Annotated in this window: 21 protein-coding genes; 10 read left to right on the plus strand and 11 right to left on the minus strand. The window is 58.5% G+C overall.

The genetic code is table 11. The features are described from left to right. Positions 1–54 precede the first annotated feature (54 nt). Entirely contained in the window at positions 55–1,734 is a 1,680-nt protein-coding gene (locus tag H6F57_RS13350; protein WP_313933551.1) for a tetratricopeptide repeat protein, read from the plus strand. A 24-nt stretch (positions 1,735–1,758) separates the two neighbouring features. On the opposite strand, the gene H6F57_RS13355 is transcribed toward H6F57_RS13350, so the two are convergent. Further along, positions 1,759–2,601, minus strand: coding sequence for a prephenate/arogenate dehydrogenase (locus tag H6F57_RS13355; RefSeq protein ID WP_190625003.1), 843 nt, complete (start codon positions 2,599–2,601; stop codon positions 1,759–1,761). Positions 2,602–2,779: 178 nt separating this feature from the next. On the opposite strand from H6F57_RS13355, the gene H6F57_RS13360 reads away from it, so the two are divergent. The 5 genes from H6F57_RS13360 to mrdA all read left to right on the plus strand — a co-directional run bounded on the left by H6F57_RS13360 (position 2,780) and on the right by mrdA (position 9,662). Beyond that, positions 2,780–4,312 (plus strand): ATP-dependent DNA helicase, encoded by a 1,533-nt coding sequence (locus tag H6F57_RS13360; RefSeq protein WP_190625002.1) that lies wholly within the window; start codon positions 2,780–2,782, stop codon positions 4,310–4,312. A 116-nt stretch (positions 4,313–4,428) separates the two neighbouring features. Next, positions 4,429–4,971 carry a GNAT family N-acetyltransferase gene (locus H6F57_RS13365; protein ID WP_190625001.1) on the plus strand — a complete coding sequence of 181 codons (543 nt, stop codon included), beginning with the start codon at positions 4,429–4,431 and terminating at the stop codon, positions 4,969–4,971. Between the two features lie 99 nt (positions 4,972–5,070). Next, on the plus strand, positions 5,071–5,286 hold the full coding sequence (locus H6F57_RS13370; protein ID WP_190625000.1) for a DUF2839 domain-containing protein: 216 nt from the start codon (positions 5,071–5,073) through the stop codon (positions 5,284–5,286). A gap of 201 nt (positions 5,287–5,487) precedes the next feature. Further along, positions 5,488–7,710, plus strand: a complete 2,223-nt coding sequence (locus tag H6F57_RS13375) for a hypothetical protein (RefSeq protein WP_190624999.1) — start codon at positions 5,488–5,490, stop codon at positions 7,708–7,710. A gap of 164 nt (positions 7,711–7,874) precedes the next feature. Beyond that, positions 7,875–9,662 carry a penicillin-binding protein 2 gene (gene mrdA, locus H6F57_RS13380; protein ID WP_190624998.1) on the plus strand — a complete coding sequence of 596 codons (1,788 nt, stop codon included), beginning with the start codon at positions 7,875–7,877 and terminating at the stop codon, positions 9,660–9,662. A gap of 6 nt (positions 9,663–9,668) precedes the next feature. Here the strand turns inward: mrdA and H6F57_RS13385 are convergent, their stop codons facing one another. Beyond that, positions 9,669–10,022, minus strand: a complete 354-nt coding sequence (locus tag H6F57_RS13385) for a metalloregulator ArsR/SmtB family transcription factor (protein WP_190624997.1) — start codon at positions 10,020–10,022, stop codon at positions 9,669–9,671. A gap of 233 nt (positions 10,023–10,255) precedes the next feature. On the opposite strand from H6F57_RS13385, the gene dxr reads away from it, so the two are divergent. Both dxr and H6F57_RS13395 read left to right on the plus strand, forming a co-directional pair. Further along, positions 10,256–11,449, plus strand: coding sequence for a 1-deoxy-D-xylulose-5-phosphate reductoisomerase (dxr, locus tag H6F57_RS13390; protein WP_190624996.1), 1,194 nt, complete (start codon positions 10,256–10,258; stop codon positions 11,447–11,449). Between the two features lie 10 nt (positions 11,450–11,459). Further along, positions 11,460–11,660, plus strand: coding sequence for a hypothetical protein (locus H6F57_RS13395; protein ID WP_190624995.1), 201 nt, complete (start codon positions 11,460–11,462; stop codon positions 11,658–11,660). Between the two features lie 21 nt (positions 11,661–11,681). On the opposite strand, the gene H6F57_RS13400 is transcribed toward H6F57_RS13395, so the two are convergent. The 7 genes from H6F57_RS13400 to H6F57_RS13430 form a co-directional block, all read right to left on the minus strand. Beyond that, the gene (locus H6F57_RS13400; RefSeq protein ID WP_190624994.1) at positions 11,682–11,978 is read right to left on the minus strand and encodes a DUF2442 domain-containing protein; all 297 of its coding nucleotides are present in this window, start codon (positions 11,976–11,978) and stop codon (positions 11,682–11,684) included. Further along, positions 11,959–12,195, minus strand: a complete 237-nt coding sequence (locus H6F57_RS13405; RefSeq protein ID WP_190624993.1) for a DUF4160 domain-containing protein — start codon at positions 12,193–12,195, stop codon at positions 11,959–11,961. The genes H6F57_RS13400 and H6F57_RS13405 overlap by 20 nt, the downstream gene beginning before the upstream one ends. 87 nt (positions 12,196–12,282) lie before the next feature. After that, positions 12,283–13,137, minus strand: coding sequence for a formyltetrahydrofolate deformylase (gene purU, locus H6F57_RS13410; protein WP_190624992.1), 855 nt, complete (start codon positions 13,135–13,137; stop codon positions 12,283–12,285). A 52-nt stretch (positions 13,138–13,189) separates the two neighbouring features. Continuing rightward, positions 13,190–13,939: a hypothetical protein gene (locus H6F57_RS13415; protein WP_190624991.1), complete on the minus strand. Its 750-nt coding sequence runs from the start codon at positions 13,937–13,939 to the stop codon at positions 13,190–13,192. 170 nt (positions 13,940–14,109) lie between these two features. After that, positions 14,110–15,531 carry an NAD(P)(+) transhydrogenase (Re/Si-specific) subunit beta gene (locus H6F57_RS13420; RefSeq protein WP_190624990.1) on the minus strand — a complete coding sequence of 474 codons (1,422 nt, stop codon included), beginning with the start codon at positions 15,529–15,531 and terminating at the stop codon, positions 14,110–14,112. Between the two features lie 125 nt (positions 15,532–15,656). After that, complete coding sequence (gene pntA / locus H6F57_RS13425) at positions 15,657–17,270, minus strand: Re/Si-specific NAD(P)(+) transhydrogenase subunit alpha (RefSeq protein WP_190624989.1); 1,614 nt, start codon at positions 17,268–17,270, stop codon at positions 15,657–15,659. A gap of 615 nt (positions 17,271–17,885) precedes the next feature. Further along, positions 17,886–18,653 (minus strand): HAD family hydrolase, encoded by a 768-nt coding sequence (locus tag H6F57_RS13430; RefSeq protein ID WP_190624988.1) that lies wholly within the window; start codon positions 18,651–18,653, stop codon positions 17,886–17,888. Positions 18,654–18,707: 54 nt separating this feature from the next. Between H6F57_RS13430 and H6F57_RS13435 the strand changes: the two genes are divergently transcribed. Then, a complete protein-coding gene (locus H6F57_RS13435) occupies positions 18,708–20,369 on the plus strand; it encodes a D-Ala-D-Ala carboxypeptidase family metallohydrolase (RefSeq protein ID WP_190624987.1) in 1,662 nt (553 codons plus the stop codon). Positions 20,370–20,455: 86 nt separating this feature from the next. Next, a complete protein-coding gene (prmC, locus tag H6F57_RS13440) occupies positions 20,456–21,373 on the plus strand; it encodes a peptide chain release factor N(5)-glutamine methyltransferase (RefSeq protein ID WP_190624986.1) in 918 nt (305 codons plus the stop codon). Here the strand turns inward: prmC and H6F57_RS13445 are convergent. After that, positions 21,370–22,674, minus strand: coding sequence for a hypothetical protein (locus H6F57_RS13445; protein WP_199289496.1), 1,305 nt, complete (start codon positions 22,672–22,674; stop codon positions 21,370–21,372). The two genes, prmC and H6F57_RS13445, sit on opposite strands and share 4 nt — an antisense overlap. 153 nt (positions 22,675–22,827) lie before the next feature. After that, on the minus strand, positions 22,828–23,481 hold the full coding sequence (locus H6F57_RS13450; protein ID WP_190624984.1) for an HAD family hydrolase: 654 nt from the start codon (positions 23,479–23,481) through the stop codon (positions 22,828–22,830). Positions 23,482–23,580 lie beyond the last annotated feature (99 nt).

Genomic DNA, 23,580 nt, shown 5'->3' on the forward strand with positions numbered 1-23,580 from the left:
ACCATCGGTTTTGTAGAAATTAGCTTTCCTAGGGATATTGATGACTTGCTCAAGGTGCTGCGCAAACGCCTAGAGTGCCATTTGACAGAGTTTTATGTCTTTGACTTATCAGACCCCAGCCTCACCTACTTACAAGATGAATTAAGCCAGCGCATTGACCAGATTGCCAACTCTATTTCTACCCTGGTGAATCCTAAAAGGGTGATTTTGGTGAAGGGGCTAGAGAACTCGATTGGTCTGTTTGGTGACTACCCCCCGGTGCTGCAAGACCTTAACTTTGTGCGCGATGCCTTAGCCGACTCGGTGCCCTACCCGGTGCTGTTCTGCCTGCCCAGCTACGCTATCAATCGGGTGATCAAATTTGCGCCCGACTTTTGGAGCTGGAAATCGGGAGTTTTTCGCATTCTCGCCAGCCACGACCGGCAGGATGAGGCGTCAATCTATGCGCTCCATACTAGAAAACTATTGGGCGGTGCTAGCCAGCTAGAGAAACAAGAACAGATCAAGCTACTGGAAAAACTGGCCCAAGAATTTGATCCTCTAGCTGCCAACCGCAACAAAACCGATCTCCGTATTGCTGTCCAAGCATTAATAGAATTGGGGATTGTTTATATCTCCTCTGGGGAATTTCTGAAAGCTCAAGCAGCCCTGAAACCGACCACCCAAATTTTTGTCAAATCAGAATGGCAACCTGAAACCCAACGTGATGTGGCGATTCGAATCAGGTACCTAATTTGGCAGGGATGGTTAGATTGTAGATTAGGACGTGTGGCTCAAGCCAATCAAGGCTTGAACACCGCCTTGGTGCTGAGCGGTCAGATTGATCTTGATCTTAAAGCTGTTTCCTCCTCTTGTTTAGGACGTCTCAAAGCTCAGCAGGGCCAGATTGAAAAGGCGATCACGCTCTTCCAGCAGGCCTTAGACATCCACGAGCACATTGGCCACCCTCAGGGCAAAGCCAGAAACCTTCACGCAATTGCCAGCATTAAAGTTCAGCAGGGCCAGGTTGAAGAGGCGATTGCGCTCTTCCAGCAATCTGTGGTCATCTACGAACACATCGGCGACGCCCATGGCAAAGCTGCTACTCTCAACGCAATTGCCAGCATTAAAGTTCAGCAGGGCCAGGTTGAAGAGGCGATTACGCTCTTCCAGCAATCTATGGTCATCTACGAACACATCGGCGACGCCCATGGCAAAGCTGCTACTCTCAACGAAATTGCCAAGATTAAAGTTCAGCAGGGCCAGGTTGAAGAGGCGATTACGCTCTTCCAGCAATCCTTAAAAATCGACGAACGCATTGGCAACCCATATGGCAAAGCTGCCACTTTAAAAGAAATCGCCAAGATCAAAGCTCAGCAGGGTCAGGTGGAGGAGGCAAGCAAACTCTTTCAGCAGTCTTTAGATATCTTTGAGCGCATCGGCAGCCCCTATGGCAAAGCTGCTACCCTTCGTGAATTAGCTAGCATAAGTGCCAATCAAGGAGATGTAGACAAAGCTAACAAGCTTTATGAAGAGTCCTTGGCCATCTTGAAACGAGTTGGTGCAGTTTTAGGCCAAGCTAAAACTCTATGGAAATACGGGGAATTTTTGGCTGATGATCAACCTGATCTCACCATTGCTGTCTCCTATTTACAAGAGTCCCTGGACATTTTGAGAAGACTCGGTTCACCCGATGCTGTTACAGTGAAAGCTCTTCTTGAGCAAGTACAAGTTAGGGCAAATAGCTATCCTTAAACTAATTTGACCTCAGGTTTTTCGCTAGAGCAGGTAGGCGGGGCGAGCGGTTTGAGCTTGGGTCAGAGTGTTGTGTACAGCGTCCCAATTTTCGGCAGAAATTAGCGCCTTCATCCGCTCTAGCTGGTGCTGATATTGAGACAATGCATCCAGCAGTGCGGTGCGGTTGTGGCGGGCCATGAGGGTGCCTAGCTCGGGCACGCCGCCGCCCACCCGGCTGGTGTCTTGAAAACCCGAGCTGGCTAGAGTTTGGGCGAGCGCCAGAATAGTGGAGTCAGCTTCCCCCTGGCAAGCAAGAATCAGGCTGCTGCTGACCATCACCGGCAGGTGTGAGATCCAGGCGACGGCGCGATCGTGCTGGTCGGGGTGGCACTGGCAGAGGTTAGCGCCGAGACTGGCGGCGATCGTCCTCACCCGCTCCAACGCCTCAGGGTTCGTTGCTGTAGTCGGAGTGAGCACGTAAGGGCGATCGCGAAACAACCCCGCTTCCGCGACCGCCAGCCCGGCCTCGGCCTTACCCGCCATCGGGTGCCCGCCCACAAAGCCAGGCCACAAAGCCTCCAGACTAGGTACAAGCTCTCCTTTTACTGACGCCACATCGGTGACCACCGCTCCCTCAGATAGGTAGGGGGCGATCGCCGCCGCCGTATCGACGACAGCATCAATCGGGGTGCAGATAAACACCACATCGGCCTCGGACACCAGCGCCAACTCGGTGCCAGCCTCAGTCACGGCTCCCATCGCCAGAGCCTCTTCGGCAGTGGCGGTGCGGCGGGCAATGCCCACGATGGGATGACCGTACCGAGTTAAATCGAGCCCCAACGAGCCGCCGATTAGGCCCAAACCAATGATGGCAATGCGTTCCATAGCTGTAACCCCGTATCCAGAGCAAACCCTAACAGCATATCGGTGGGGCGATACCTAGCGACCCCAACCAGTCATCTATGCGACAATAAACGCCTGTAGCTGAGCGGGCAACCCTCCGCTTCCTCCAGTCGTCAACCATTCCAATTCATTCTTTCGTGGCGCTGCGGCGTTTCCCCCCGTGATTGAGGCCCAAGTACACCAACAACTGCGCGCGCTGCTGCGGGAATGGGGAGAGCCGAGCTGGCCCCACCACCTGACGCTGGCGCGGTTAGTGGCGCGGGCGCTGCGGCTGGGGCGCAGCGCGTTGATGCAGGTGGGCGGCCTATCGGGTTATCAGGGCGAATATCGCCTCAGCTACCTGATTGCGCTGATGATGTGGCCTGGCCCGGCGGTGGTGGTGGCTCCTGACTCCACAGCCCAGCGGGTGCTGATGGTTGATATTCCTCGCCTGCAAGAAAAGCTGCGGCTGCGGAAGCCGGTGCAGATGGGCGATCGCTGGCCTGGCGACGGTTTTGACGGGCTGCTAATCACGACGCCCGAAGCCTGGCTGGGCGATCGCCTGGAGGGGGGCCACCAGTTCCCTGACGGCATCCCTACGCTGATTGACGATGCCGACAACCTCGAACTTTGGCTACACCAGCAGCTCACCGTTGACCTCGGCACCCTCAACTGGACCCACCTGGCGCTGGCCTACCCCGACCACCATAGCCTCATTCAAAACACCCACGTGGCCCTTACCCACGCGGCCTTTCAGCGCCCGGCCAACCCCTACCATCGCTACTTGCTCGAAGAAGGCGATAGCCAGCAGCTCCAGCGCCTACACCAGGTGCTGACCGCTAGCCGCGCCAATGTGCCCCAAACCGAGGGGCCAATGCCGCCCCAGTGGGCGAAGTTCTGGCAGCGGTTTAACCCGCCCGACCATCTGCTCTGGTTTGCGGTTGATCGCGATCGCGGCCAAATGACGCTCCACTGCGCTCCGGTAGAACTCGTCACCGCTATGACCTCGGTGTGGCCCCGCCAGCCGGTGGTGCTGATTGGGGCTGCCCTTGACCCTGACGAAGCGGCCGAAAATTTTCGTCAGCGCCTAGGGCTGGGCGATCTCACCTGCCTCCAGTTCACCCCTAATCGGCAAAACGACGCCATTCAGCTCTACCTGCCCACCCAACTGCCCCTGCCCAACACCCCCCAATTTCAAGGGGTGCTGCACCAGGAAATTCGCCGTCTGCTAAACGTCGCCCGTCCCCAAATCTCTGGCCCCACGGTAATCTTGCTGGATGATCTACCCCTAAAAGGTCAGCTGGGGGCAATGCTAGCTGGAGAGTTTGGCTCGCGGGTGCAGGTGGAGAATGCTGCCATCGACACCAACGGCATTCTCGTCAGCGGCTGGGCATTTTGGCGACAGCACCAGGCGCTGTTACCGCCCCCGGCGGTGCTAATTATTGCGACCCTGCCCCTGCCTTCTCTAGAAAACCCGATGGTGGCCGGGCGCGTGGCCTATCACAAGCGGCGGCGGCAGGACTGGTTTCGGCTGTACCTCTTCCCCACAGCGGTGACGGAGTTGCAGCGGGCTGTAGCCCCCTCTCGGTTGCATGGAGGCACCGTGGCCCTGCTCGACACCCGCGTGCACTACCGCAGCTACGGAGCACAAATTTTAGAAGCACTGAGCCCAGCGGCCTGCACGCGATCGCTGCCCACCCAGTGGGGGCCTTAGGGCAGAGCCGTGAAATTCTAGAATGTGGACGTTGATTACACCGCAGGGCGATCGGTGAACGCAACCCAAGCTCTGTTGGTCACCGGCTTTGAACCATATTCCTTAGGTGTTATGACATGCACCAAGCCCCTACCCAACTCATCACAGAACGACTGATTTTACGGCGCCCATCCCTTGCCGATGCGGCGGCTATTTACGAATTCGGTCGTGATTCCGAAGTAGCCCGCTATATGGACTGGCCGAGGCATAAGGACATTCAGGATTCTATTGAGGCGCTGGAAAGCTTTGCTGCTGAATGGGAATCGGGCAGTGAGTTTTGTTGGGCAATCACTACCAAGACTGAGAACACAGCAATGGGGACGATTGCGTGCCGGATAGAGAGTCCTAGAGCAGATTTTGGTTATGTTCTAAACCGCCGCTATTGGGGGCAAGGGTTCGCGACAGAAGCAGTCAGGGCTGTGATGTCTTGGGTAATGAGTCTTCCCGAAATTGATCGCATCTGGGCAACGTGCGACACAGAAAATCTTGCATCCGCGCGAGTTTTGGAAAAGGCAGGTCTACAGCGTGAAGGAACATTGCCTCGATCTACCATTCGCCCCAACCTTTCGTCCACACCACGAGACACATTCATCTTCGCCAAAGTACGAGATCCGGTATGACAGTCTCCCTGTCAGTTAAGGTCCGTCGTAAGTCGAGGGCCCGAATGACGTCAAATCATTTAATCTGATGATGAGTAGAGCATGTAGCGGCGTAGACCCATGGGCGAATCAAAACGACGCAAAGAGCAGCTAGGCGAGAAATACGGTCAGTCAGAGCCAATTTTGCCCTGGCTGCCAATTACCAAAGATCAGTCGCAGCAGTTCATGAAATGGACCGCCCGGGGTACTTGGGGTTCTATCGTGCTGATCATCGCTTTTTGGATTACGCTCCGGTTTATTGGCCCCAGCTTAGGCTGGTGGACGCTGGCGGACTAGGGCGAGCCAGATAGCGTCTCGTTTTTTGGCTTTGTCAGCTGTCCTTGGCCTAAAGCTACCTGGCCACGCTGCATTTCAAGGTTTGAAGACAAAACCGAGGCAAATCTCCCGCCAGCGCTAAGAAATCGTAACTGACGCTTTCCGTCTTCCTTTGATTCTGGGTAGAGTGGAGGAGGTGGTTGCGCGGGAGCTTACGGGTATATGCTGAGTCAACAGCAGTCTGGCCCCCAGCGGGGAGAACCTCTAGCAGAAGGGGTTGCTAAGGATTTTAGTCTAATCATCGATGAGGCCGACTCGGCCCTGGGGCTATCTGAGGTGATGGTACCAGTGCCCAAGAGCGGCAACCAGTCTTGGCGGCTGCTGATGATTACTCTGTTGAGCTGTTTTGCAGCCAGTGGCGCGGCGCTAGGAGCGTTCTTCTGGCTGATTAATCTGCCTCCCACCGCCAACTGTGACAACACAGCCTCAGTAACGACCGATCGCGCTCAGCTATTTTGTGCCCAGGTCGCGGCTGAGTCGGGTGAGCTGCCCGATGTGCTGACTGCCCTGGATCTGGCGGGCAGCTGGACGACCGGCCACCCGCTCTACTACGAAGTGCAGCCTCTGATTGAGCAGTGGTCGTGGGTAGTGCTCAAGGCCGCTGAACAGGAGCTGCGCAGCAATGGCAGCATGGAGCAGGCTCAGGCGCTGGTGAGCCACATTCCGGTCGATAGCCCGGTGTTTGCCACGGCCCAAGAGACGATGCAGACCTGGCAGGGCGAGTGGGCTCAGGGCGAAGCTATTATGGCCACGGCCCAAACTGCGCTCAAGCAAAAAGATTGGCCCACTGCCTCGCAGCAGATGCTGGCCCTAGGCGAGCTGAATAATTCTCACTGGCGGGTGACTCAGGTGCAGGCCCTGTCGAGCCAGATTCGATTGGAGCGTCGGGCTCAGGAGCTGTTGAGTGAGGCGGTGGCCACTGCTGTCCCCGGCGGCAGCGATCGCCTCGAAGCTGCTCTGCGCACCGCCAGCCAGATCGACGAAAGCACCTACGCCCGTCAGCAGGTGCAGCCCTACCTCGATAGCTGGAGCGATCTGCTGCTCAAGCTGGGGCAAGACAAGTGGTATGCCTCGGAACTCGACGCGGCGATCGCTCTGGGTCGCAGCGCCGCTCTTAACCCCAGCCGCGCCAAAGTTGCCCAAGAGCTGATTTGGATTAGCCAGGCGCGCCAAATGGCTCAGAAAAGCTTGACCACCTGGCGAATCTCCCCCGACCAGCTGGTGACGCTCTATCAGGCCATGCTGTTGGCCAACCGCCTGCCCGCCGACAGCCCCTACTATCCCCAGGCCCAGTCGAGCGTAATGAGCTGGCGCAACAACATGGGCGAGTTAGCCCGCCTGCAAACTGCTCAGGCAATTGGGCAGGTGCGCACTAAAGAGACGCTAAAATCGGCCATTGGCCAGGCTACCCAGGTGCCCCTGGGGCATCCCCGTCGGGTGCAGGCCCAAACCATGGTGGCCCACTGGCGGCAGGAGATTGAGCGACTAGAAGATCGCCCCCAGCTAGTCAAAGCCCACGAGCTGGCCAGAGCCAAAACCTTTGATAGCCTACAGGAGGCGATTCAGGCGGCCAGCGCCATCCCTTTACACCGAGCGCTGCGCGGCGAGGCCCAAAGCTGGGTCTATATCTGGACCAGCGAAATCCAGGTGATGGAAGATCGGCCTTTGCTCAACCAGGCGCGATCGCTAGCCCAGCGAGGCCAGCTGTCTCAAGCTATTGTCGAGGCCAGCGCCATCAAGTCCGGCCGCGCCCTCTACGATGAAGCCAGAGCCGCGATCGCTGGCTGGCAGGGGGAGATTGCGGCTGCCGAGCGGGCTCGCCTGCGCGCTATTGAGCGAGCCGCCGCCCGTCAGGCCGAGGCACGAGATCCCAAAGAGATGGCTGCCCCAGTGGAGACCCCGGCTGAAGCATCCCTTGAAAATGCGACGACCTCGCCCCCGGAAGAGGGCCTACCGATGGCCCCCGCACCAGTTAACTCCGACCGGCGCTGGCCGCAGTCTCCTCTGCCCGATCGCATTGACACCGTCCCTGGCACAGCGGCTCCAGCTGAGGCAGGAACTCCAGAGATGCCGCGATCGCCCCAGCCTCTCAATGCTCCTGCGGCAGAACCCACCCCGGTGGATCTCGCTCCAGCTCCCCTACCGTCAGCGATTCCGCCCCCGCCGCTGGTGGCTCCGTCAGCCCCGCCTCCCCAGCCCTTCGAACTAATGCCCGATCCGGCTGCGGCCCCCGCTGCAGAACCCCAGGCAACGCAGCCCGTGGCCCCAGTCATATCCGCCCAGCCCCAGCCCGAATATCTAGCCCGTACGCCGATTGGGTCACACCATGCCGCCAGCCAGAATACCGAAGTGCTGGTTTTGGGCGCGCTCTACGCTGGGCATTGACCAATCCCATTGGCAAGACAAGCTTTCCCTGCATAGATCTCTTGGGCCGATATAAAATGGTGATTGGCCAATTTTGCCGCAGGGGCTAATCCAAGTCCAGCTGGGGATTGGTCGCTTTTCCACCGGCAAAACTCTACCTCTGGAATTGGATTGGGTTTACACGTATGGCTCTACTCCAAAATCTACCCCGGGTACCCGATACCCTGCGCGGGCGCACGGTTGGGCGCAGCTTCCAGGCGGTGTTCTTGCTGGCGCTGGTATCGGTGCTGCTGCTGGGGGCCTTTGGGCTACGCCTATTTCAGCTTCAGGTGGTGGAGGGCGATCGCAACCGTCAGCTAGCCGACACCAACCGCATTCGCCTGGTGCCCAAGCGCCCGGCTCGCGGCACCATTTTTGACCGCAACGGCAAAATTCTTGCCGGTAGTCGCCTGTCGCACACCATATCAATCTGGCCGATCGCCCTGCCCCGCGACCAGTGGCCAATGGTGATCAATCGCCTGTCCAAGGTGCTTAAAGTGCCCCCCAACGAAATCCAAAAGCGTCTAGAGCAGGCAGGCTACGAGTCGATTGAGTCGATTACGATTGCTCGCGGCATTAGCCCGGCCCAGGCCACGGCCCTAGCCGAATATAGCAACGAGCTGCCGGGGGTGCGTCTGGAGGCCGAGGCGGTGCGCAACTACCCCAACGGCGACCTCGCCGCCCACGTGATTGGCTACACAGGCGAGCTCACCGACGAGCAGCTCAAAGCTCGCCGCGAGCAGGGCTATCGCCTGGGGGATGTGGTGGGGCAGATGGGGGCTGAGTCGGCTTTTGAGAGCACGCTTCATGGGGCCTGGGGTGGCCAGCAGGTCGAAGTCGATAGCGCTGGGCGAATTATCAGTATTTTGGGCGACAAGCCCGCTGTCGCTGGGAAAGACATTCAGCTCACCATCGATCTTGAGCTACAGCGGGCAGCAGAGGCGGCCCTAGGTAACCGCGAGGGGGCGATCGTCGCCATCGACCCGCGCAATGGTGCTGTGCTGGCCATGGCTAGCTGGCCCACCTACGACCCCAACATTTTCACCACCCGCATTACTGAGGCCCAGTGGCAGCAGCTGCAGGGGGCCGACCACCCCTTCCTCAACCGATCGCTGCAAGCCTTTCCACCGGCCAGTACCTTCAAGATTGTCACCACGGCGGCGGCCCTGGAGTCGGGTAAATACGATCCGGGCACAGTGTTGCCCACCTATCCCTACATTCAGGTGGGGGGCATTCGGTTTGGCGACTGGAACCGGGCAGGCTTTGGCCCTCTGGGCTTCACCGGGGCGATGGCCTGGAGTAGCGACACCTTTTTTTACCAGGTGGCCATGCGCCTGGGCGGCCCTACCCTGATTGAAATGACCCGCCGCTTTGGCTTTGGCCGCAAAACCGGCATTGAGCTGGGGGCCGAAGAGAGCGCTGGGCTGGTGCCCGACGATGCCTGGAAGCAGGACACCCTCGATACCCCCTGGGTGATTGGCGATGCCATTAACATGTCGATTGGACAAGGGTTTTTGCAGGCCACTCCCCTACAGGTGGCGGGCATGTTTGCAGTGGCGGCCAACAATGGCTATCGAGTTACCCCCCACCTGCTCAAAGATAACGAAGAGCACCGCAACTGGAAAGAGTCTCTAGAGCTGAGCGACGTCACCATTGACATTTTGCACCAGGGGCTGCGGCGGGTGATCACTGGCGGCACTGCCCAGGCTTTAAATGTGAGCCACATTCCTCCCTTTGCGGGCAAAACCGGTACCGCTGAGGCACCGCCAGGGTTGTCCCACGCCTGGTTTGGGGCCTATGCCCCTCTCGATAACCCCGAAATAGTGGTCGTCACCTTTGCTGAACACCACGGGGGAGGGGGCGGTGCGGTGGCTGCCCCCATGGCGCTCAAGGTGCTAGAAGCCTATTTTGGCTACGAGAAACCCGCCCAATAAAGCAACCTAGGTGCGGCTGGCCAGGCTAAAGTTGCGAAAGTGCTGGGCCTGGGCCTCGATGCGGCAGGCAAGGCGATCGCACACCAAGCCGCACAGGTCAAAAATCAGCTCGTCGGCAACGCTGTAGTAGGCGGAGGTGCCTTCGGTGCGGCGGCTGAGAATGCCCGCCTGGAGCATTACCTTGAGGTGTTTGGAGACATTGGCCTGGCTAGTTTGGGTGGCCTCAACCAGCTCCTGCACGCACTTCTCGCCTTCGCGCAGGAAGTTAAGAATTCGTAGCCGCATCGGCTCACTGAGTACGCTGAAATACTCCGCTACCTGCTGCACAACTTCAGCTGAAACCGGTTCTACAGAGTCCATCGGGGTTTAGGGGGTAGGCTCGGGTGTGCGCAAACGATTCTCAGTAATCTTAACAACTATTGTATTTTTACAGTTATCCATAGCGATACAGTCATCAAATCTTGTCAATTGCTTAGCCCTGATCCCCGTGGGGTTTAAGCGAACTTCAGAAAACGAGATTTTGCTAAGACCTTGGGCCATGGCCCCCGCCGTGAGATTCTTAAAGATAGCGTTCACCCACCCTGAGGATTGCTGTGAAAGCCATCACCCTGCTTGGATCAACTGGGTCCATCGGTACCCAGACCCTCGATATTTTGGAGCACCACCCCGACCAGTTCCGCCTGGTGGGTCTTGCCGCAGGGAACAATGTAGAGCTGCTGGCCCAACAGGTGCGCCAGTTTAAGCCCGAGATCGTCGCCATCTGCAATCCCGACAAGCTGGGTGAATTGCGCGACGCTCTAGCTGGTCTCGATCCCATGCCTCAGCTGCTTGCGGGCGACGACGGAATTGTGGAAGTGGCTCGCTACGGTGATGCTGAGGCCGTGGTGACGGGCATTGTCGGCTGCGCCGGGCTACTGCCGACGCTGGCGGCGATCGAGGCGGGCAAAGACATTGCCTTAGCCAACAAAGAAACCCTAATTGCCGGTGGCCCCGCCGTGCTGCCCCTGGTCGAAAAGCACGGCGTCAAGCTGTTGCCTGCCGACTCCGAGCACTCCGCTATTTTCCAATGCCTCCAGGGGGTGCCCAAGGATGGCCTACGGCGGATTTTGCTCACGGCTTCCGGCGGGGCTTTCCGTGACTGGCCGGTGGAGAAGCTGGCCCAGGTAACGGTGGCCGACGCCCTCAAGCACCCCAACTGGTCGATGGGTCGCAAGATCACCGTGGATTCTGCCACGCTGATGAACAAAGGGCTAGAGGTGATCGAGGCCCACTATCTGTTTGGCATGGACTACGATCGCATCGATATCGTCATCCACCCCCAGAGCATTATTCACTCGCTGATTGAGCTGCAAGATACGTCGGTGCTGGCGCAGCTGGGCTGGCCCGATATGCGTCTGCCGCTGCTCTACGCCCTCTCCTGGCCCGATCGCATCTACACCGACTGGGAGCCCCTAGACCTGGTCAAAGCAGGCGACCTCACCTTCCGCGAGCCCGACCACGCCAAGTACCCCTGTATGGATCTGGCCTACGCCGCCGGGCGAGCGGGCGGGACGATGACCGCTGTGCTCAATGCCGCCAACGAGCAGGCGGTGGCGCTATTCTTAGACGAGAAGATTCACTTTTTGGAGATTCCCAAGGTGATTGAGGGTGTGTGCGATCGCCACCGCTCCCACAACGTTACCCAGCCGGTGCTGGCTGATATTCTCGCCGCTGACCAGTGGGCTAGAGCCGAGGCCACCAGTGTTAGCGAGTCGTTGACCTCAGCCACTGTCGTTTCAATGGGATAGGAGGGCACCCGTGGAGCTGCTGATTGTACTCGGGGCGATCGTGATTGCGATCGTGGTGTTTGGCTGGGTGTTTAAGCTGATTAAAAACACCATTCAAACGGTGCTGGTGGTGGCCTTTTTGCTGCTGGCGCTCTACTTCCTCTTTGGCATCGGCCCCGACGCCATTTGGAACCAGATTCAAATCTGGCTCAGTGGTGGGCAAGATCGGTAGGACAAGCCAGCCAATCAGAATTTAAGTTTGGCGAGCTGCTAGCCATCGGGCTAGTGAGCGCTGGCTTTCGCTACTGCGCCTGCCAGCCAATAAGCCTTCGGTACCAATATGTTCATCTAGCTCCGGCCATTCTATGGCGTAGCCGTCGCCCAGCAGTTGCCAATTGCTTCTTTCCTGCGGAGACCCATGCAGCAAACGAGGATACCAGTCTAAGGGAATCGCTAGGCTGCGACCATCGGCCAACTCAACCACCAGTTTTTCATGGTCTATAACTACGGATGTAGCCAGTGGCTCAGTTTCAAGGATTAAAGTAGTCATGCCAAGCCTCTAGAAGAATGTCTTGGTTTTCCTCGACAATTTCGGCAATTTTGTTGAGTTCGTAGTCTTTGAAACCGCGATTTTTCTCTAATGTAACTGGGCTTAACCAAAGTTTGGCGATCTGGCGATCGCGCTTAACGTGGATATGAGCGGGTTCCCCCCGATCAGAACTGAAGAAGATAAAGCTGTAAGGCCCGACCTGAAGCACGGTAGGCATCGACAATACTTTGGGTGAGAGGGATTTTGCAAGCTAGGCAAAACCCTAGTTTAGGAAGCTCAAATAATCAACAGGACGTTGTGGTGATTAAGCAAACACCACGGTGCGGTTGCCGTAGACTAGGGTGCGGTTTTGTAGATGCAGCCGCACGGCACGGGCCAGCACAATGCGCTCCACGTCTTTGCCCTTACGGATTAATTCCTTCACGTCGTCGCGGTGGCTAATGCGCACCACATCTTGCTCGATGATCGGGCCTTCGTCGAGGTCGGAGGTGACGTAGTGGGCAGTGGCTCCGATGATTTTCACCCCCCGCTGAAAGGCTCGTTGGTAAGGGTTGGCCCCCATAAAGGCGGGCAAAAACGAGTGATGAATGTTGATGACGCGATCGTACTGGCTGAGGAAATCTGAACTGAGCACCTGCATATATTTAGCCAGCACCACCAAGTCAATGTTGTATGCCTTAAGGAGTTCTAGCTGCCGCTGTTCTTGCTCGGCTTTGGTGTCTTTGGTCATGGGCAGGTGCTCAAAGGCGATGCCAAACTGGTCGGCGGTGGGTTTGAGGTGGGGGTGATTGCTAACAATCAGGGCGATCTCGGCCTTGAACTCGCCTGCTTTGTGCCGCCAGAGCAGGTCGAGCAGGCAGTGGTCTTGATGGCTTACCCAGATCGACAGGCGGGGCACGGCGTCAGAGAAGTGGAGCTGCCAGGTAGCGCCGAGGGGTTGGGCGATCGCCCCAAACGCCGGCCCAATGATCTCCCTGGGTAGGTTGAAGCCATCTAGCTCCCACTCTAGGCGCGACAAAAACAGCCCCGCTTCCGGATCGCGGTGCTGGTCGGCATGGAGAATATTGCCGCCGTTGGCGTAGATAAAGTTGGCAATCTTGGCTACCAAACCCTTTTGGTCTGGGCAAGAAAACAGCAAAATAGCGGTGGGAGAGCCCATAGTCAGCAGTAAAAACAAATTTGTGGGCTTAGCCTAGCACCCGCAACGACAATCAGTTGGTGGCTTCAGGAGCGGGAGCAGTTGGCGCAGGCGTAGGCTGAGTCTCGTTTGCTGGGGGCTCTGTAGTGGGCGCTGGAGCTGGTGTCGGAGTGGGTGCCGGGGCCGGAGGGGATGCCGCTGGTGTGCTGCTCTCTGGAGTTGAACTGGCCCCCGGATTTGCTGGGGCTGGGGTTTCCACCGGCATCTTCCACTCTGCTAGAGGGCGGTTGATGCCGTTGGCCACATCGCGGGTGACGACGAAGACGGAGTATTCTGACTCCTCGGCTGGGGGCCAGGGATCGGGATCCACCACAGCATAGTTAGCGCTGCCGCTAAAGTCAGGGCCACCCAAAATCAGCTCGTGCTCGGTGCCGTCTTTAAGGGCGACGGTGACGATGCCGAGGGGAGCGTTAAAGCCAAAGTCGGTGGCTTGGTCGGCCCGCATGGTGACGGTTTGCAAAGGCGAGTCGGTATTGAGGCGGCTGAGGAGAAAGGCGATCGCCCCCGGTTCAGCCAAAGCTTGGTTGGGTTCTGTCATTTGCCAAGTCTCGTCGTCGCCCTGCTCAAAGACCAGGGTTTCATTGCCGCGATCGACGGTGAGGGTGGCAACGTCGGCTTCTTCAAAGGTGAGGATGGGCGCTGTAGATTCGGTCTCAGTCGCCGATTCGGGAGACTGCGATCGCTGTGACTCAGCAATCAGCACCCCAGCCCCCAACAAAAAGGCCACCCCTACCAGCATTACCGTACTGCGCTTAAACTTCATACCCGCTTACCAAAACTCCCAGGTCGTAGGATAGATCCTGCTGTGCTGATCCATCCTACGACTTGGGAGGCAGGTTGATAGGCATGTCCGTTGGGAACTTTTATTGCCCAAGGGCATTTGACTCGTATGTCTCTCCGAAGCTTCTACGCTTAGCACCTACTCGTCAGCGACTAGGCTGCTGAGAGGGCGGGGGCGGGAGCCGTCGAGGTAGAGAGCTGGGCGAGGATGCCGTTGACGTTAGTTTTGGCATCGCCAAACAGCATCAGCGTATTGTCGTTGAAGAAGAGCGGATTTTCGACCCCGGCGTAGCCCGACGACATGCCGCGCTTGAGCACCACTACGGTGTCGGCCTCCCACACTTCCATCACGGGCATGCCGGCGATCGGGCTATTGGGGTCATTTTTGGCGCTAGGGTTGACGGTGTCGTTGGCACCAACCACTAGCACCACATCGGTGTGTGGCAAGTCGTCATTAATTTCGTCCATTTCGAGCACGATATCGTAGGGCACGTTGGCTTCGGCCAGCAGCACGTTCATATGGCCGGGCATGCGGCCCGCCACAGGGTGAATGCCAAACCGCACCTGTTTGCCCTGGGCGCGGAGAATGCGGGTAATTTCGGCTACGGGATGCTGGGCCTGGGCCACGGCCATGCCGTAACCGGGGACGATGACCACGCTCTGGGCATTGGCGAGGAGATCGACGACTTCACCCGTGGTAGTGCTGGTAGCGCTACCCACTAGGGCAGCAGCTTTGCCGGAGCCACTGGCGGTTTCCCCAAAGCCCCCCAGCACCACGTTGATGAAGGAGCGGTTCATGCCCTTACACATGATGTAGCTGAGAATGGCCCCGCTGCTACCCACCAGCGCCCCAGTGATAATCAGCAGGTCGTTGTTGAGCATAAAGCCCGCCGCTGCCGAGGCCAGCCCCGAGTAGCTGTTGAGTAGCGAAATCACCACCGCCATGTCGGCCCCGCCGATCGCCATCACAATCACGATGCCAAAAATGCCTGCGATCGCCGTCATCGCCGCCAAAATCCATATCCCTGGGCTGCCGGTAGCGGTGAGAAAGGGCACGATGAGGAATGCGATCGCCCCCAGCATTCCCAGGGTAAACAGGTGGCGTGCGGGTAGCAGCACCGCCCGACTGGGCACCCACCCCCGCAGCTTGGCCACCGCAATCATCGACCCGGTAAAGGTAATGATGCCAATGAACACGCCGATATAGATTTCTACCCGGTGAACGGTGATATCCGTGCCCGTGAGCGCAGCACTGGGCTGGAGGTATTCGGCAAAGCCAACTAGGACAGCGGCCAGGCCCACAAAACTGTTGAGCAAGGCCACCATCTCGGGCATATCGGTCATCGCCACGCGGGCGGCGGCCAGCACACCCACTAGTACACCGAGGCCGATGGAGCCGATTTGGACGGGGTAGCCCTGACAAATGAGCGCCGTCGCCCCAAAGGCGATCGCCATGCCGAGAATGCCCAGCAGGTTGCCCCGCTTAGCGGTCTCTGGCTGCGACAGCCCCGCCAGACTGAGGATGAAGAGAGCGCTGGCGACGATGTAGGCAGTGGTTACGAGGTTGTTTTCCATTTCTGGGGAGATGAAGGGACGGGGGGAGAAGGGGGATGGGGAAGATGAGGAGGATGGGGAAGATAAGGAGGATGAGGCGTTTTACTTTCCTATCTCCCTCACCTTCCTCATCTCCCTCACATCATCTACTTGTGGAACATATTCAGCATGCGCTGCGACACCATGAAGCCCCCGGCGATGTTGACGGTGCCAAGGAAGAGGGCGATCGCCCCCAAGATGGTCATCGGTGACGCGATGTTGTTAGAAATTTGCAGCATGCCGCCGATGATGATGATGCCGCTGATGGCATTGGTGACGCTCATCAGGGGAGTGTGCAGGCTGGGTGACACGTCCCAAATCACCTTCCACCCGAGGAAGCTGGCGAGGACAAAGACCGTCAAGTGGGTCATAAACGAGGCGGGAGCCCAGAGACCAATAGCCACACAGGCTAAGCCAATCAGCACGGGCCAGAGCAGCTGGCTAAACCAGGACTTAGCAGCGGGAATTTCTTCAGCGGCGGGGGAGGTAGGGGAGGTGGGGGAGACGCTGGGGGCGGGAGCTTCTACCTTGGGCGGCGGCCAGGTCACTTGGCCGTTGTGAATTACCGTGGTGGCGCGAATCACCTGGTCTTCCATATTGATAGTGAACTTTTCAGCTCCACCCAGGTCGCTGAGCAGGTGCACCAGGTTGTTGCCGTAGAGCTGGCTAGCCTGAGATGCCATGCGGCTGGGCAGGTCAGTCAGGCCAATGATGGTGACACCGTTATAGGAGATCACTTGGCCGGGCTCGGTAACTTCGCAGTTGCCCCCCTGCTCGGCGGCTAGGTCTACAACTACCGAGCCGGGCTTCATACTCTCAACCATCTCTTGGGTGATCAGCAGCGGCGCTGGTTTGCCGGGGATCAGCGCCGTGGTGATGATGATGTCAACATCTTTGGCCTGCTGGGCAAACAGAGCCATTTCGGCGGCAATGAAGGCTGGGCTCATCACCTTGGCGTAGCCGCCTTCGCCGCTGCCGTCTTCTTCAAAGTGCAGCTCTAGAAACTCTGCGCCCAGGCTCTGCACCTGCTCTTTAACGACCAGGCGGGTGTCAAAGGCTTTGACGATCGCCCCCAAACTCTTAGCGGCCCCGATCGCCGCTAGCCCAGCCACGCCAACCCCAATCACCATCACCTTGGCAGGGGGCATTTTGCCAGCGGCGGTAATCTGCCCGGTAAAGCAGCGGCCAAAGTGGCTAGCGGCCTCGATCACCGCTCGGTAGCCACCGATGTTGGCCATCGAGCTGAGGGCATCCAGCTTTTGAGCGCGGGAAATGCGGGGGACAGAATCCATCGCCAGGACAGTGCCACCCTGGCCAGCCAGCTGCTCTAGCAGCTCAGGGTTTTGGGCGGGCCAGATAAAGCTGACCAGGGTTTGCTCGGGCTTGAGCAGAGTGGCCTCGTGGCGATCGAGAGCGGGGTGGTGCTGGGGCGATCGCACCTTAAGCACCACATCGGCGGCTTCCCAGAGGCTTGTGGTATCAGTTACCACTGTGCAGCCAGCGGCCTGGTAAGCGCTGTCGGTAAAGCTGGCCTCAGCCCCGGCCTGGGTTTCGACCAATACCTCAAAGCCTAGCTTTTGCAGTTTTTTGGCGGTCTCGGGGGTCGCGGCGACTCGCCGTTCGCCCGCAAACACCTCCTTTGGAATACCCACCTTAAGCCCTGAAGGGGCGGCATCTAAGGGAGCGGCTACAGAATTGTCTTTGGGTGCTGCAATGGTCATAGGGAGTTACGAGGGAAATAGCCTTAAACAACAAAAACGCAGGCATTAAACGGGAGAATGACGATAAAAAAGATCCCAACCTTGTCGCTAGTGAAACGGGATCAGAGGTAGTCAAATTTTGCGTCAGGCTCAGAGAGCGCGAGGCGATGAAGTTGTTCCTCGGAGGGGCGATCGGCTTTGCCGTCCCAGAGGGAATCGCACAGTCGATGCCAACAGGTTCTAGGTAGTAGCAAAGGGGCGGTTCCGTGACATAACCCCCTGCCTAAAGGGAATTACGAAGATCGTCGATTAGTCTAAACGGCCTGGTTTTACATGTATTTTCTACAAAATTGCCCCATCTTGCCGATTACTACAATCTCCCCTACTAGCCTAGATGGTCTAGATATTCAGATTGTTTTTTGATTTCAACAAAACGAAACACTTCAAAGCACGACACTTTGACAGAGTAGTCAGCAGAAAACCATGGCCCATTCTCTGGCATGGTAAAAGTCTTGCCTACCCCCAAGGTCAAAACTTCAAGAATGTTTTACGTCTGGCAACGTTATAGGAGCTGGTTGTCAGCGATAGCGAACAACATCTTTTTTTGTTACAAAACTGGTCATCTCCCAACCAGTTCTAAAAATTCTGCACTAGGGCTTCTACGAGTTCTAAAAACCCTGTCACTTCGGCTGCCTGGGTGACGTAGGTGGGGTGATGGGTGAGCCGAGGCCAATAGTCGACCACGTTGGCCACCCCCACCGACTGGGGAAACAGGGCTGGGTCAAACATGCTTTCGTCGTTGGGGCTGTCGCCCACGGTCAAGACCTCAGCGGCGGCGATCGGCGCAAAGTAGCGCTCAACTACCCGCTGCAAGCCCGCCGCCTTAGACTGGCCCAGCGTGAACAGGTGGCACTGCACAGTGCTGTAGGTAAACCCCCAGGCCAGCGATTGGCACAGCTGCGCCATTTCATCTAGATCAGCCTGGGTCAGGCCTTCAATGTCAAACGTCCAGTCGGTGAGGCGAAAGCGGTTGTCGTCTGACTCGCGCAGCTTGGGCCAGCGCCACTGCAGTTGGGTAAAGGCCTTTTGCAGCAGTTGGCGGTGGGCGACCAGGTTGGGAATTTCAACTAGCGGCTCTGGCGGACCGTTGTGGGGAAAGTAGATGCCGCCGTTTTCGGCCATGGCCCCAACTACGGGCAGATAGTGGGCTAAGCCATTTACCCAGCCCGCCGATCGCCCGGTGACGATCATCACCGGCAAACCTACCGATTGAAGCTGCTCTAGCCCTTGTAGCAGGGCAGGGGTAAACTTGCCCTGGCGGGTGAGGGTGCCATCCATGTCGGTGGCCAGCAGCTGGGGCTGGGGTGAAAACCCGTGGCTGGGTAATGGTTGAACTTCGCCCATCGAGTTTACACTTTGTGGTTACTGTGGATAGGTCATTGTGGCTGAATGCACGCTATGAGCACGTTAGCACCCGATCAACGCAACTACTACTACCTATCGGAAGGGGGCCGGACGGGGGTGCATAAGCCCATTTTGGCGGCCCTCTACACAGTGCACAGCCAACCCCAGCTCACCGACGGCGAAACAGGCCTGGGCATTGCCCCCGTGAACCAGGTGGATATGGGCGAGGTCGATACCTTTGCCACCCAAGTGCAGTACGCAGCCAATACCCTACGCAGCCTCACCAATGGCCTCGTTGAGCAAGGCTGGAGCGGGGCTGACATTTGGGATGCCAGCGTGGGGCGCTACAGCGATCGCTTTTTGCAGGCGGTAGCTCAGGGGTTTACACCAACGGAGGGCGATCGCGATGCCGCTCAACTCGAACCCTGCGATGTCGCCGCTCTTTTGCAGGCCTACCTCGAAGACATCAGCACCGACTACAGCAGCGCTCAGCTGCCCCAGACGGTGGGTCAGCTCGACTCGGCCCTGCTGGCCTTTGCCGAGCGGGTGCCGCCTAACTACGGACGGCTCGACTTTCAGCGTCAGGCCATGGTCGAGGCGGTGCGGCTGTGGCGACAACTCAACACGGCGGCAGCGGTGTACGACGTTTTGAGCGTGCCGGTGGTTGACCAGGTGCCCGACGAAGCGGCCTTGGACAATGCGCTGGTGGCCTTTATGCAGTCGGTGGCCCGCTACTACGCGGGCTACCCCAATCAGCGAGAGGCGCTGATTCGCCTGGTGCAGCTGTGGCGGGCAATGGATGCGCGGGAAGAGGCGATCGCCTGGCTGCTCACCAACGACCCCTTTGCCCATGAAACGAACTTGGAGACCCTTGACTCGGCGCTGCTCGCCTTTGTGCAAAAAATACCCAATCTCTACAACGGTCAGGGCGACCTGCGCTTTGCGCTGACCGAGGGCTACCGCCGCTGGTTTGGCCTCGACTCGCGCACCACCGCCATTCAGCAGTTGGGGGTTAACCCCGACGACCTGGCGCAAAACGCCGACAACCCAGCGGCCCTGGTGACGACCGCCCGCACCCTCGATCGCGCCCTGCTCGACTTTGCGGCCAATATTCCCACCACCTATACCCTCACCGAAGACCAGCGGGAGGCATTGATTCGCTTGGTACAGCTGTGGCGGCGGCTAGAGGGACGAATTCCTGCAATTCAGTCACTATTTGAAGATCTGCGACGGCTAGAGCGCGCGGCCCCCTCATCGCCCGAGGCCATGCCCGCTCCAGTGCCTGCCCCCCAGCCCCCGCGCCCCGCTCAGTGGACGCCCAATAATATTCAGCTGGATGCCAGCATTGTGCCCAACGGCAACTTCACCTGGGCAGAAGCTACCCGTGGCGGTGCCCGCATGCCCTCTAACCAGGCCACGGTGGATGCCATTGTGCGCATTGCCGTTTTGGCCCAACAGGCCCGCGATCGTATAGGTCGGCCCTTTCTGATTACCAGCTGGTATCGCCCTGCCGAGCTTGACCGCCGGTTAGGCGGAGCCTCCGAGAGTCGTCACATCGTGGGTGACGCCATCGACTTCTACTGCGTGGGGCTTACGGGCAATCAGGTCTACTGGGCGCTGGATCCCTGGTGGCCGGGGGGGCTGGGGCGCTACAGCCAGTTTCCGGCGCTGGTGCATTTAGATGCACGTGGGTCTAAGGCTCGGTGGACACGTTAGGGGCGTGATGGGGTGAGGGAGTAGGGGGTGGGCCGTACTGGCAACCTGGCACTGTCCTGGCACATTAATTAAGACCCACGAAGTCAATGGCAGAAAGCGATTTTATCTCAGGGGCTGAGTTGTGGGCTTGGCGCAACAAGGCGCTAGCAGATGCCCAAGTGGCGAAAGTTGACGCTGACGAAGTGGATTGGTTGCTAATGGCAGTGGCAGATGTGGAGCGGCTAGCGCTGAGGCTGGGCACGGTACAACAGAGAGCGACGATCCCCCTTTGCTATTCTCTAGCCGAATTGGAGCGCCGCTGGCAGCAGCGCCTCACCGATCGCACTCCTGTGCAATATCTAGTGGGCGAAACTCCCTGGCGCGACCTGATGCTGACCGTGTCTCCGGCGGTGCTGATTCCCCGTCCTGAGACTGAGCTAATTATTGATCTGGCCGAGGCCGCGATCGCCCGCAGTCCCATTGGGGATCAGCTGGCTCAAGGCATTTGGGTGGATATGGGGACGGGCAGTGGCGCGATCGCCCTGGGCCTCGCCCAAACCTTTCCGTTGGCTCAAATCTTGGCGGTGGATTTTAGTGTTGAGGCGCTGGCGATCGCCCAAAAGAACGCAGCCAGGGCAGGGTTGAGCAACCGCGTTACTTTCTACCAAGGCTCCTGGTTTGAACCGCTGGATGCCTATCGCGGGCAGCTCAGCGCTGTGGTGTCGAACCCGCCCTACATTCCCTCGGCGCTGCTGCCGACACTTCAACCCGAAGTCATTCATCACGAACCTGTCGATGCTCTAGATGGTGGCGACGATGGCCTGGATGATCTCCGCCTTCTCGCCGCCCAGGCCTCCGACTATCTGGTGCCTGGCGGGCTCTGGCTGGTAGAAATGATGGCGGGTCAGGGGGAGGCAGTTAAAGCACTGCTCGAAGCGCAGGGATGCTATCGCGACATTCAGATTTGTTTGGATTTGGCGGGGCGCGATCGTTTTGTGCAAGCGATCTACGCTCCTGAACCCTAGCGATTGCGAAGGTTGCGCTGATATTCCCGGAATCGCTGCCACCAATCGGCAGGCTCATCTTTGGGGCCGTCGTGCTCGGTAGGACGGTCACTGGGGCCATCCACCACTAGGCTGCCCACGTAGTCGGCCTCGGCATAGACGCGATCGATCTGCTCGCGGATTTCGGCCATATCCGCTTCCGACACCACGCCGTTGCTGGTGGCTTTGTAAAACTGCACCGTGACCCGAATCGGGTAGTCTGGGTCGCGCTCAATGGCCAAGTTGTCAATTTCGGTAAATGGCCCCTCTACTGCTCCGTGGCCGATAACGGCAGCTTCCACATTGCTAGGGCCACGGGATTCCATCGAGGGGGCAGCGGCCATGGGGGCCATGGAAACCATGCCGTTAGGGGATGAGAGCCTCATCGGTGCTCGCTGTTTGAGGGGTACCTGAATCAGCAGCACCATATTCAGCCCCTCGGTGTCGTCCTCAGCGACTTCTCCCGGTCGCCCGTCTGGATTCTCCACCGTCTGAAAGTCGCTGAGGCGCTGGCCGGTAAAGCTGGCTCGTTCGCCATTTTTGTTGAAAAAGAGGCGCTGACCCCAGGTCTGCCCGGCTTCGAAGCCATCGCGCTGGTTGTCGATCACCGTGACGCTAGTGCCTTCGCGGGTGGCAAGAATGGTCAGTACCGCCGGGTCGCCGGGTCGCGACTGATAGTTAAACAGCACCGGGTTAAACGTGGCCAGCCCCTCTTGGGGAATTGGTAGAAAGCAGGCCTGGGCGCTAACCAGCACGTGACTGTCGCGCCGGGGGGCAAGCAGCGATCGCCCCCGCCCACTCCAAGAATCTGGGGTGTTGAGGTAGCTCCGCAGATCGCCCAGTACCTCGGATAGAGCCACCCGGCGCAGGTCTTCGCCTTTCTCGTTGCCTACTTGGAGAAAAAAGCTGTCTAGGGGAATGTCAGCGCTGATGTCTTCAAAGTTAGGGTGGCGAATCACGGGCATCAGGTGCAGCTGATGTTGCCTGCTCACTGGATCCTGGTGCTGCACCTGAATGGTCATGTCGCTGATGTTGGGGCCAACGGAGGAGCCGTAGAAGCGCCCGGTGTCTTCCCAAGTGACATTGAGAACGTTGAGATTGAGCGATTCTGCCAGCCGGCGGGCGATCGGGTCATTCACCATTGCCTGAGTGCGCTCAATCACCTGGAGGTAGCGGTCATAGGCTTGGCGCTGTACGGTCGGTGGCATAGAACTTTCTGTAGCGTCGGCGTTTGGGTTGGGCGCGATCGGGTCCCAGGCCTGGGTCGGGGCAGCGAGGGCCATAGGCAGGGCTCCCGCCGCCATTGCGCCCAGTAACCAAACATTCCAGCGGTGTTCCATCCTCAGGCCCTCGCAAAGCTATGCCTCTAACCTACGCGATGGGGTTGACCAGCTCAGGATGGTTGCAAAAACTGAAACTGCATCTGAGGCCAAGTTTTATACTGCACCGCTCATCTGAACCAGTAAACCCTGGGGGTTAATGCTGATTTGAATAGAGGCTAGGGCGGGGGCGATCGCATCGGCCAACCCCAGCTCACCAGCCCTATTCGTTGTCGTCACCGCAATTACCTTTGCACCAGCAGCTTTGGCTGACGCTACCCCAGCAGGGGCATCTTCGATCACCAGGCAGTCAACCGGGGCCACTCCCATGCGCTCAGCCGCCAGCAGATAGGGATCGGGTGCTGGCTTCCCCCGCTGCACATCGTCAGCAGTCACCATTACTGAGGGCTCTGGCAAGCTTAGATGGGGAAAGCGTAGGGAGACTGTACGGCGGGTGCCGCTGGTGGCTACTCCCCAGCGATCGCGCGGCAGCTGAGCCAAAAGCTCTTTCACGCCCGGATACAGCGTTAGCCCTTCGGTATCGTCAGCCTCGGCAGTTTCTTTGATGTGGGCCTCTTGGGCAGCATCCACATGGGGTGCAACCTGACGAATGGTCTCTATCGTGGGGCGACCGTGGTGAATGCGGGCGATCGCGTCGTAGTCAATACCGTGGCGATTGGCCCAGGCCCGCCAATGGCGCTCTGCCACTGGGTCGGAGTCAATCAGCACCCCATCGACATCAAAGATGATCGCCTGGCAGTGAAAGTCCATAGTGCAGGTGCATAAACGCTACGGGCTATTGTAGGTTCCCCAGGTTAAACACCGGGTGACTGGGGGAATGCGATCGGGTCTTAGCACTTTCCCAGCGAT

This window comes from Leptolyngbya sp. FACHB-60 (assembly GCF_014695775.1).
Classification (GTDB): Bacteria; Cyanobacteriota; Cyanobacteriia; order Phormidesmidales; family Phormidesmidaceae; genus Nodosilinea.

Bases quoted from the DNA above. Each gene is read 5' to 3' on its own strand.
- H6F57_RS13370 (WP_190625000.1), top strand. From the start codon at position 5,071: ATGGGCGAATCAAAACGACGCAAAGAGCAGCTAGGCGAGAAATACGGT.
- H6F57_RS13355 (WP_190625003.1), bottom strand. From the start codon at position 2,601: ATGGAACGCATTGCCATCATTGGTTTGGGCCTAATCGGCGGCTCGTTG.
- H6F57_RS13445 (WP_199289496.1), bottom strand. From the start codon at position 22,674: ATGGCCCTCGCTGCCCCGACCCAGGCCTGGGACCCGATCGCGCCCAAC.
- H6F57_RS13420 (WP_190624990.1), bottom strand. From the start codon at position 15,531: ATGGAAAACAACCTCGTAACCACTGCCTACATCGTCGCCAGCGCTCTC.
- prmC (WP_190624986.1), top strand. From the start codon at position 20,456: ATGGCAGAAAGCGATTTTATCTCAGGGGCTGAGTTGTGGGCTTGGCGC.
- pntA (WP_190624989.1), bottom strand. From the start codon at position 17,270: ATGACCATTGCAGCACCCAAAGACAATTCTGTAGCCGCTCCCTTAGAT.
- H6F57_RS13385 (WP_190624997.1), bottom strand. From the start codon at position 10,022: ATGGACTCTGTAGAACCGGTTTCAGCTGAAGTTGTGCAGCAGGTAGCG.
- purU (WP_190624992.1), bottom strand. From the start codon at position 13,137: ATGGGCTCTCCCACCGCTATTTTGCTGTTTTCTTGCCCAGACCAAAAG.
- H6F57_RS13415 (WP_190624991.1), bottom strand. From the start codon at position 13,939: ATGAAGTTTAAGCGCAGTACGGTAATGCTGGTAGGGGTGGCCTTTTTG.
- H6F57_RS13405 (WP_190624993.1), bottom strand. From the start codon at position 12,195: ATGCCTACCGTGCTTCAGGTCGGGCCTTACAGCTTTATCTTCTTCAGT.
- mrdA (WP_190624998.1), top strand. From the start codon at position 7,875: ATGGCTCTACTCCAAAATCTACCCCGGGTACCCGATACCCTGCGCGGG.
- H6F57_RS13400 (WP_190624994.1), bottom strand. From the start codon at position 11,978: ATGACTACTTTAATCCTTGAAACTGAGCCACTGGCTACATCCGTAGTT.
- H6F57_RS13365 (WP_190625001.1), top strand. From the start codon at position 4,429: ATGCACCAAGCCCCTACCCAACTCATCACAGAACGACTGATTTTACGG.
- H6F57_RS13430 (WP_190624988.1), bottom strand. From the start codon at position 18,653: ATGGGCGAAGTTCAACCATTACCCAGCCACGGGTTTTCACCCCAGCCC.
- H6F57_RS13435 (WP_190624987.1), top strand. From the start codon at position 18,708: ATGAGCACGTTAGCACCCGATCAACGCAACTACTACTACCTATCGGAA.
- H6F57_RS13450 (WP_190624984.1), bottom strand. From the start codon at position 23,481: ATGGACTTTCACTGCCAGGCGATCATCTTTGATGTCGATGGGGTGCTG.
- H6F57_RS13375 (WP_190624999.1), top strand. From the start codon at position 5,488: ATGCTGAGTCAACAGCAGTCTGGCCCCCAGCGGGGAGAACCTCTAGCA.